Source organism: Pseudomonas protegens (genome assembly GCF_003732485.1).
In the GTDB taxonomy this organism is placed as follows: Bacteria; Pseudomonadota; Gammaproteobacteria; order Pseudomonadales; family Pseudomonadaceae; genus Aquipseudomonas; species Aquipseudomonas protegens_B.
Genome location: NZ_MOAK01000082.1, coordinates 233,202 through 241,935 on the forward strand (window position 1 = coordinate 233,202; position 8,734 = coordinate 241,935).

An 8,734-nucleotide genomic window follows, 5' to 3' on the forward strand; every position below is an offset into this window, starting at 1 on the left:
GCCTGCGAGCACCTGGACAAGGCCTGCCACGGCGAGTCCTGCCCGCTGGCCAAGGGTTTCTATCAACGCCTGCCCGCGGCGCGCCAGGCGGCCAGCCAGGTGCCGATGCTGGATCGCCAGGCGCTGCGCGAGGTGGCCCTGGCGCATCAGGTCTGCCCTTACTACCTGAGTCAGGAGATGGCCCGCTGGAGCGATCTGGTGGTGGCCGACTACAACTACTATTTCGATTTCAGCGCCTTGCTGTTCGGCCTGGCACAGGCCAATCAATGGCAAGTGGCGGTGCTGGTGGACGAGGCCCATAACCTGGTGGAGCGTGGGCGTGGCATGTACAGCGCCAGCCTGGATCAGCAACAGCTGGCCAGCGTGCGCAGCACTGCACCCCAGGCACTGAAAAGCTCGTTGCAACGGCTCAACCGCGAATGGAACGCCTTGCACAAGGAACAGCTCGCGCCTTACCAGGCCTATGAGCAGTTGCCGACGGCCTTGCTCAGGGCTCTGGCCTTGTGTGTCGCCACCCTGGGGGACTACTTCAACGAGCAGCCCCAGGGCCTGGACAGTGGTTTGCAGGGTCTGTATTTCGAACTGCTGCAATTTGCCCGGGTGGCGGAGCTGTTCGACCAACAGCAGTTTATCTTCGATATCAGCAAGCGCTCGTTGAGTGCCAAGCGCAGCCTGTCGCGGCTGAGCCTGCGCAATGTGGTGCCGGCGCCGCTGCTCGGGCCTCGACTGACGGCGGCCCGCAGCACGGTGCTGTTTTCCGCCACCCTCAACCCGCAGCATTACTACCGCGACCTGCTGGGATTGCCGCCGACCACGGTGTGGCTGGACGTGGAGTCGCCGTTTGCCGCCGCGCAACTGGACGTGCATATCGTCAGCCGGATCTCCACCCGCTACGTGCATCGACAGGCGTCCCTGGCGCCTATCGTCGAGCTGCTGGCCCGCCAGTTCGCCGCGCGGCCGGGCAACTACCTGGCGTTCTTCAGCAGCTTCGATTACCTGCAGCAGGTGGCCGGGCTTTTGGCCCGCGAGCACCCGCAGATTCCCCTGTGGCTACAGTCCAGGGGCATGGATGAAGCATCGCGCCTGGACTTTCTCCAGCAGTTTCGTGCCCAGGGGCAGGGCATCGGGTTCGCCGTGCTCGGCGGGGCTTTCGGCGAGGGCATCGACTTGCCCGGCTCAAAACTCATCGGCGCCTTTGTCGCCACCCTCGGGCTGCCTCAGCTCAACCCGTTGAACGAGCAGATGAAGCAGCGCATGGCCAGGCTGTTCGGCTCCGGGTACGACTACACCTACCTCTATCCCGGACTGCAGAAAGTGGTGCAGGCGGCAGGGCGAGTGATCCGCAGCCAGGCCGATCGGGGAGTGCTGATGTTGATCGACGATCGCTTTGCCGAGCCCAGGGTGCGGCAGTTGTTGCCCAGCTGGTGGGCGGTGGACGCCCAAGGGAAGGCGCCGGCAGGGGAGATTTCGAGGTGATGACTGGTGCTGTGGCCGCTTGACCCCCGGCGTCTGTTCGCCGGGGGCGAGGGTCACTGGCCTTGGCGAACCCGGACGAAGCGCCGCAGGGTCTGGCCCGGGCCGGTGCTGAAGCGGGTCGGCCGGGGTTGGCCTTCATCGGCGGCGATGAACACGAAGTCATCCTCAGTCAGCTCATAGCTGGCGGGCAGGGGCTTGCCCGCATCCGCACCGATGGAGTCGATCCAGGTGATCGACTTGGGGGTGGTGCTGCTGTCGAGGGTGAAGCGCCCGGCCAGCAGCACTTCTCCCGCCACTGTCAGCACGCGAAACTGATCGCCTTCGATCAGGGTCAGGGCCCCGGGCGCACTGTGTTCGTCCGGCGGGTTCGGCACACCGCTGTCCTCCATCCCGGTTTGCTCCCAGGCTCCCTGCAGGCGCTGAAGTTCCAACGAGTCGTTGGTCCTGATTGATGACGAAGTATCCATTGTCGATCAATTCCTTGTGGGGGGCATTCAGTTGAAGATGTTGCGGCCAATGCAGTAGGTCAGCAGGTCCTGGTCGCTCTGTACCTCCAGCTTGCGCATGGCGGAAATCTTCTGCGCGCTGATGGTTTTGGAGCTGCGGTTCTGGCTGCGGGCGATGTCGCTGACGCTTTTGCCGGAAACGAACAACCGGAGGATTTCGAACTCCTTGGGCGAGAGGGTGGAGATGCGCTCATCGATCGCTACATTGGACTCCATCACCGAGTTGGAAGCAGGTTCCAGGCTGCGGTAGATGCCTCTTTGCGCAATGGCCTTGAGGGCAATCTGGATCTCTTCGTGCAGTTGGTTTTTCTGGATCACCCCGACCACACCCAATTCGTGCAAGCGGGTGAGGATCAGTTGGTTGGAAATCATGGTGAGGATCAGGATCTGCAGGTGTGGAAAGTTGCGCTTGATGTATTCCACCAGCTTCAGGCCATCACCGTAGGGCGAGTCTCCGGGCATGTTGTAGTCGGTGATGACGATGTCCACCGGTTGGGATTCCAATTGCTGGATCAGGCCTTTGGAACACACCGCTTCACCGACGATTTCGAAACGTTCGTCGCGCTCCATCAACTCGCGCACGCCCAGCAAGACAATAGGGTGATCGTCAGCAATGACTACTTTCAGTTTTTCCATGGCAAACACACCCGTGTAATACGCAAATTAGTAAAGAAACGTGAGACTGACGGTACATTAAACGCTGTTACTCATTATTCAAGGGGCAACAGGAGTTCCGACAAGCGCTGCATCAGTTGCCGGACTTGAGCTACCAGTGTCGGGTTCAGGGTGTTTTCCAGTAATTGGCACTCCAGTTCGGCGCAGGCCCTGGCCAGAGCCCTGGCCTGCACCGCACCCATGGCCCCGGCAATACTGTGCAGACGCTCGGCTGCCGCCTTGCTGGAGCCGGTTTCCAGGGCCTTGGCCAGTCGCTTCAGGTCGTCGTGCATGGTACTGAGAAATAGCGGCCGCATTCGCTCCGAGACTTGAATAATGTCATCTACGGGGCAGGGCGGCACAGGTCGGGTTTCAGTCTGCAACGCAGGTCTGGCGGTCAGCGGTGCGCTTGTGCCGGGCACCTGGCAGAGTTTCGACAATTGCCCTCGCAGGGTCTGCAGATTCATGGGCTTGACGATCCAGGTGTTCATGCCGGCAGCCAGGCAGCGGCGGCCTTCCTCGCGCAGGGCATTGGCGGTGACGCCGATGATCGGCAGTTCCGGCTCCCGCAGACGCAGCTCCCGGGCCAGGTCATAGCCGTTCATGACCGGCATGTTGACGTCGGTCACGACGATGTCGAACTGCTGCGGCCGCCATTGTTCCAGGGCCTGTTCACCATTGGCCGCCAGGGTTACCTGGCAACCCAGGGCTTCGAGTTGCTCTTTGATGATGGCCTGGTTGATGGGGTTGTCTTCCGCCACCAGGATGTTCAGGTTCAAGTGTTGTACGGTACCGGGTGCGCGTCGTGCCGCATGCAGCGGCTGTCCCTGGCGGGCCAGCGCTGCGGCCTGGGCGATGGCCCGGATGTCGTGGGCGTCGACCTCCCATTGCGCCGGCTGCAGGTTGCTGTTCCAGCGACCGCTGGAACTGGCGCTGACACAGAGGCCGGGCCAGGGGGCCTGGGTGTCTCGGGGCAGCATGTCGATCAACACATTGCTCTGGGGCTTGTCATCCCAATTGGCGGGCAGCGGATAGGCCTGGAGCCCAAGGCGGTTGAGCCAGTCGCACGTGCTTTTCATCAGCTCCGGCACCGGTGCGCGAACATAGACCGGCGGCCCTTCGGGCCATGACTCGACTCCCGACAAGGTTCCCGGCAGGCGTTGCAGGGTCAGGCGCAGGGAAAAGCTGCTGCCCAGTCCCGGTTCGCTGATGACCTGCATCTGCCCGTCCATCATGTCGCTCAGGCGTTGGCAGATCGTCAGCCCCAGCCCGGCGCCGGCTTCGCTGGAGGCGTCGCGGACCTGGTAGAAGGGGTCGAACAACTGGGGTTGCTGTAATGACGAGATGCCAATGCCGGTATCGGTGACTTGCCATTCGATACTGGCCTGGTGCGCATCCTGCTTGTGCACCCGCACGCGCAGTACCACCCGGCCGCAGTCGGTGAACTTGATCGCGTTGCTCAGCAGGTTGTTGAGAATCTGCCGGATGCGGGTGGCATCCCCCAGCATCAGGTCCGGCAGGCTCGGGTCGATGCAGGCATAGAGCAGCAGCCCGCGGCGTTCGGCAAAGGCTGCGTAGGTGTGCAAGGCGTCCTCCACCATGTCCAGGGGGCAGAACTCCACCGGGTCGATGCTCATCTGCCCGGATTCGATCTTGGAGACGTCGAGAACATCGCTGATCAGCTGGAACAAGGTGCTGGAGGAGCGCTGGATGGTCTGCAGGTAGTCGCTCTGGCGCGGGTCCAGTTGGGTCAGGCCCAGCAGTTCCAGGGTGCCGAGCACGCCATAGAGCGGGGTGCGGATCTCGTGGCTCATGGTGGCGAGGAACAGGGTCTTGGCTTCGTTGGCCGCGTCCGCCGAACGTCTGGCCTGTTCCAGCACCCGGGCATCCTCGACAGGCTGGGTGACGTCGTTGAAGGTGCAGAGCAGTACGTCCTGGCCCTGATAGCGGGTCGAGACCAGGCCGACCTGCAAATGGCGCCCGTCGACCTCGAGGTAGGTTTCGCCGTTGTCGCTCAAATGCTGTTCGTGCTGCAACAGGGCCAGCAGTTTTGTCGTGCTTTGCCATTGTTCGGCCAGGCGGTTTTCCAGCAGTACCTTGAAGTCTTCGCGGCGTACCACGCACAGGCCGGTGGGGGCGGTGTCGAGCACCACCCGGCTGAAGGCGTCACTCTCGGCAATGCTCTGGTGCGCCAGTTGCGCTGGCGTTACTACCTTGTCGCGATACCAGCGGCTGGCGGCCCAGCCGCTGAGGAGGGTGGTCAGGGCCAGGGTCAGCAGGCCTGTCAGGGTCCACAGGGCGTAGTCGAAATAGCTCTTGTAGCTGATGGTGTAGATCCCGGTCCAGAGTGCCGGGGTATGGCTCGTCATCTTGAAGATCATCCCTCGCCAGCCGAAGTTGAGGCCCTCATGCAGGGCGTCGGCGGGATCATGGGCGCCGGTGAGGAGGCTGCCTGAAGGCTCGATCAGGGTGAAGTCGTCATAAATCGCCCCGTCCATTAGACGCTCGCTGTTATTGACTTCGTCCAGGTTCAGCAGCGAAGCCACCACCAGCCCGTTGTTCGCGCCCTGGATGTGCAACTGGTGCGTCCCTACGTGCAGGTTGATGTAGGCCAGCAGCTTGGGGGAAACCTGCCCCGAGGCCGGCAGAGGGTATTTATCCCAGTAGACCTGATTGTCCGGGAAGCCGCTGTTCTTCACTGCCAGGTGCCGCAGGACCTGTTCCACCACGCTGTTGTAGGACGTGTCGCTGCTCCAGGGGTTGCCCCGTGTGTGCCGCGCAGCGGGCACGCTGATGTCGAAATTGCCGAAGGTGTTGAAGAGGAAGGTGCGTGGCGCGTGATAGTGCGAGGTGGACCAAAAGGCACTGTAGAAAGTCGACAGGTGCATGCCCAGGGCGAACACCTTGGGCAGCTCGCTGGCGGCCAGTTGCGGGTAATTGAGGTTCAGGCTGAAGGGCATCGAATAGAGGGCCTGCTGCCCTTCGTAAGCGGTTTTTCCCTCAATGGACAAGGGCTGCTGCAGGTGCGGCGCAGAGGGTTCGTCGGCCAGCAGTGCCTGGATGGACTGGCGGCTGGCCAGGTGCCGGAGAAACAGCTCCTGCTCCTGAATGTTTTCCATCAGTCGGGTGAAATGAAACCTCACCGTGCTGTGCTGTTCGTCGATCAGGCGTTGGGCGGCCCAGTAGAGGATGGCGAACAGCAGCAGTGCCAGGCCCGCGAGAGTCAGCAGACCCTTGTTCAGCCGGATCGAACTTCGAGTGAGATTCTCCAGGAAGGTGTTGCTGTATTTCATCACTGAATTCCCAAATGCATATAAGGGCCTTGATTCCGAGATTCCTCTCTCTGAAGCAAGGCCGTCAGCGATGAGTGAAAGTGGTGTGGGTGAGCAATGGGCTCATCGGCTAGTACACAGTCGCTGGTCCGTCTTGGGCCAGCAATTGTTGAAACTGTTGCGAGGACACCGCGTGGGAAATCAGGAACCCCTGCACCTGGGTGCAGTCGATTTTGCGCAGCAGGGCCAGTTCCTGTGCGCTTTCCACGCCCTCGGCGACCACCGTCAGGCCCAGCTGGCGACCCAGCGCAATGATACTGGTCAGGGCCTGGGCGATTTCCTCGTTGTTGTGGCAGCCCTGGACCAGGGCACGATCGATCTTCAGCTCGGTGAAGGGCGTCGACACCAGGTTCATGTAGGAGCTGTAGCCCTTGCCGAAATCGTCCTGGGACAAGCCGAAGCCCTTGATGCGCAGGCGGCAGGCACCGGCGTAGAAGTTGCTGATGTGTTCCGGAGTGGAGCACTCCATCAGCTCGAAGCAGATCTTGCCGGGTATGCCGTCGCGCTCGATCACGAACTCATGCAGACGGTCGGCCAGGTCGGAGCTGTTGAGCAGATGGGTCGGCAGATTGATCGACACCGGGATGTCGTAGCCGTCTTCGCGCCAGCGCACCTGAGCTTCCAGGGCCTGTTCCAGGATCAGCCACAACAGTTCCTCTTCGAGTCCCGCCTCGGTGAGTTCCGGCAGAAAGTCGCAGGGCAACAGCATGCCGTGTTGCGGGTGCATCCAGCGCACCAGGGCTTCGGCGGCAACGATCCGGCCGTTGTTGAGGGACTTCTTGGGCTGGAACCAGGCTTGGATCTGCGAATTGCGCAGGGCGTGCTGCAGGGTTTCACTGCTGCACTCGACCCAGATCGCCGGCGCCGGCGCGCTGTTGGCCAGACCCGGCAATTGTGCAGTGAGGCTGCGCAGCGCCGCCAGGTTCACCGGTTTGGAAATCAGCCCTATGACCCGCAGGCCCAGGTTGCGGGCGACCAGGCTGGCACCCATCAGCATGCGTCGGGAAGAGGCACTCATGATTGCCAGGGCCGGGCGCACGCGGTGCGTGGCCAGGCCCTGGATGAACTGCACACCGTCCATGCCAGGCATCAGCAGATCCGTCAGTACCAGATCGAAATGCCGTTGCTTGAGACGCTCGAGAGCCTCGGAGCCGTTGCTCGCGACCTCCAGCTGGTAAGGTCCCAGCTCGTTGAACAAGTGTTGCAGGTACATGTACTGAAACGGCTGATCTTCGACGATCAAAATGCTACAGGACTTCATGAGGGGCTCTTTCATAGGGCGTCAGATAGTTGAACAACGCTCTTAATGCAAAGGGCTTGACCAAGCAGTGGTTCATCCCGGCTGCAAGACAGAGCTCTTCTTCTCCGCGCATTGCATTGGCCGTCGCCCCGATGATCGGGGTCGAACAGCCTTGACGTCGAAGCTCCTTGGCCAGTTCATAGCCGTTGAGCTTCGGCATGTTCACATCGGTCAACACCACGTCGAAGTGTCCGGTTCTCCAGATGGACAGGGCCTCTTCGCCGTTCGAGGCCAGTTCCACGCTGCAGCCCAGCTCCTCCAACTGGTCCTTGAGGATCAACTGGTTGATCACGTTGTCTTCGGCCACCAGCACATGCAGGCTGAGTTTTTTCAGTTCACGGCTGTCTGGGTGTTCCTCGCTCTGTGCCACCCAGACGCCCTGTGCCTGGCTCACCGCCTGGTGGATCGCCCGCAGGTTGTTGGTGTTGACCTGCCAGCTGCCGCCACGGATCCGTGGTTCGTTGTGGCCGTCACCACTGGCGAGCACCAGGGGCCCTTGCCAGTCGGGCTCCAGTTGATGCTCCACGATCCCCGGGTGCAGCTCGATCAACACGTTGCCCCGGCTGCGATCCGACTGAGTGGGCAGGCTGAACTGGGCCCGGGCCCCCCAGCGACGCAACCAGCCGGCCACGGATTCCGCCAGTTCGCGTACCGGGGATACCACATAGATCATTTCCGGCAGCAGCGGGCTGATCAGGGGCGCGCTGGACACCATGGAACAGGCTTCCAGCGGCAGGGTCAGGGTAAAGCTGCTGCCCAGCCCAAGTTCGCTGACCATGCGGATATTGCCGTTCATCAATTGCGTCAGACGCTGGCAGATCGGCAGGCCCAGGCCCGTGCCGGCGATCACATTGGTGTTGCCCTCGGTCTGGTAGAAGGGCTCGAAGATCAGCGTCTGGTCATCCTGGGCGATACCGCGGCCAGTGTCGGATACCTGCCAGAGGATGTTGCTGCGCTCGCCGTCACGACTGTCCACTCGGACTCGCAGGACGATACGGCCCGAGTCGGTGAACTTGACCGCGTTGTTCAGCAGGTTGCTGAGGATCTGGCGGATCCGCGTGACATCGCCAAGGAGGATCTCCGGCAACTGCGGGTCCACACAGGCATAGAACTGCAGGCCCTTGGCGTGGGCGGCAGCGGCGTAGCCCTGGATGATTTCGTGCACCAGGTCCAGGGAAGAGAATTCACTGAGTTCCAGGGCCAACTGCCCGGCCTCGATCTTGGACACATCCAGCACGTCGCAAATCAGTTGCAACAGCGTGCCGGATGAGCCTTCGATGGCCCGCAGGTAATCCTTCTGCTGGTTGTCCAGGTGGGTCCGGGAAAGCAGTTCCAGGGTGCCGAGCACGCCGTACAGCGGAGTGCGGATTTCGTGGCTCATGGTAGCCAGAAACAGGGTCTTGGCTTCGTTGGCGGTATCGGCCAGGCGCTTGGCTTCTTCCAGGGCCGCTTCGATCTGCTTTCGT

The 8,734-nt window shown here is 61.9% G+C and carries 6 protein-coding genes; 1 reads left to right on the top strand and 5 read right to left on the bottom strand.

Annotated features, from left to right (window positions below; genetic code table 11):
• The coding region (locus BLX41_RS36370; RefSeq protein WP_259745213.1) for an ATP-dependent DNA helicase at window positions 1-1,476 on the top strand (1,476 nt) is incomplete at its 5' end.
• A 53-nt stretch (window positions 1,477-1,529) separates the two neighbouring features.
• Here BLX41_RS36370 and BLX41_RS26740 read toward each other — a convergent pair.
• From BLX41_RS26740 to BLX41_RS36375, 5 genes are all read right to left on the bottom strand, one after another.
• Window positions 1,530-1,943 carry a TIGR03067 domain-containing protein gene (locus tag BLX41_RS26740; RefSeq protein WP_123727322.1) on the bottom strand — a complete coding sequence of 138 codons (414 nt, stop codon included), beginning with the start codon at window positions 1,941-1,943 and terminating at the stop codon, window positions 1,530-1,532.
• A gap of 27 nt (window positions 1,944-1,970) precedes the next feature.
• A complete protein-coding gene (locus BLX41_RS26745; RefSeq protein ID WP_123727323.1) occupies window positions 1,971-2,618 on the bottom strand; it encodes a response regulator in 648 nt (215 codons plus the stop codon).
• A 74-nt stretch (window positions 2,619-2,692) separates the two neighbouring features.
• On the bottom strand, window positions 2,693-5,929 hold the full coding sequence (locus tag BLX41_RS26750; RefSeq protein ID WP_123727324.1) for a hybrid sensor histidine kinase/response regulator: 3,237 nt from the start codon (window positions 5,927-5,929) through the stop codon (window positions 2,693-2,695).
• A gap of 109 nt (window positions 5,930-6,038) precedes the next feature.
• On the bottom strand, window positions 6,039-7,229 hold the full coding sequence (gene pvrR, locus BLX41_RS26755) for a response regulator cyclic di-GMP phosphodiesterase PvrR (RefSeq protein WP_123727325.1): 1,191 nt from the start codon (window positions 7,227-7,229) through the stop codon (window positions 6,039-6,041).
• The coding region (locus BLX41_RS36375) for an ATP-binding protein (RefSeq protein ID WP_259745214.1) at window positions 7,216-8,734 on the bottom strand (1,519 nt) is incomplete at its 5' end. The genes BLX41_RS36375 and pvrR, both read right to left, overlap by 14 nt.